General features: G+C 42.8%; 1 protein-coding gene. It reads left to right on the top strand.

Annotation, left to right across the window (positions count from 1 at the left end; genetic code table 11):
• Positions 1-1,148 (top strand): polymorphic toxin-type HINT domain-containing protein (locus K941_RS15975; protein WP_036388472.1); only part of this gene is annotated, 1,148 nt, incomplete at both ends.

Below are 1,148 nucleotides of genomic sequence, written 5' to 3'. Positions count from 1 at the left end.
CACCCAAGAACAAAAAGATACGGTTACCAGTGTCATTACCCTAGCCAGTACAGCGACTACTTATGGCACAACAGGTGATGTCAGCAGTGCGGTGAATGCTGGGGAGGTGGGGAAAGTGGGGGTGGAGTGGAACTCCTTGCTTGGTGATGATACACGTAAACTTACAAAAGAATTTTTTGAAAACGCTGCAAATTCAGCTCAGGAAATGTATCCAGAATCCCCAGCGTTATCGGGCTTCTTTAAGGGATTGTCAGATGCTGTTGATGGGGGGTTGAGTTTAACTGATGCATCCTTAGAAACACTTGCTACCGCCATTCATTGTGCTAGTGGTGGGGACTATTGTCAAGACGGCTTTGAAAATAACGAAGAAAGAGCCCAAGTATTAACAGAAGCTATCGCCTATATTGGAGATGGTAAAGCTAGTGAACAGTTGGCTGACTGGGCATGGCGTTTAACACAGGGCAACATAGAGGAGCAACACGAAGCAACAGAGCAACTGGCAAGGGTTTCAACTTCTTTAGGTTTGGGCGGCATTGGTGCAAAGAGTAAAGGGATAGAAAATAGTAAAAATATCCTACATGGTGTTGAGGGAGAATTTCATGTTAAGCTTCCAGATGAGGTGATTAACATTAGTAGACTACCCAAAACACCAAATTTATGGGAAAAAATAAAAGACTGGTTTAAAAAATCGGATAAAAAAGATGAGAATTCAGAGGGTGTTTATGATGGTCAGGGACAACAGCTTGATACTGAAAAATCAATATTCAATCAAGATCCAAAAAAAGCAGAACCAAAAGAGGATCTCCAAACCAACACCTGTGCTACTCCCCCTTATTGCTTTACCGCAGGTACACTCATTGAAACCAAAGAGGGCTTAAAAGCCATTGAAACCTTCACAGGTGGTGAACTGATTTGGACACGAAATGACATTACCCTAGAATATGGCTATCGTCCTGTCATTGCCACCAAAGCAACACCAGACCAACCCATTTTCCAAGTCACGGTCAAAAACCATCAAGGAGACATAGAAACCCTAGAAACCACAGCCGAACACCCATTTTGGATTAAAGACACAGGCTGGCTAAAAGCGTCCTTGCTAGAACAAGGCATGATACTGCTTGATAGAAACAATCAAGAAGTAGAAGTTA

This window comes from Moraxella caprae DSM 19149, from assembly GCF_000426885.1.
Lineage (GTDB): Bacteria > Pseudomonadota > Gammaproteobacteria > Pseudomonadales > Moraxellaceae > Moraxella > Moraxella caprae.
This window is presented reverse-complemented; position numbering and strand designations above follow the sequence as displayed.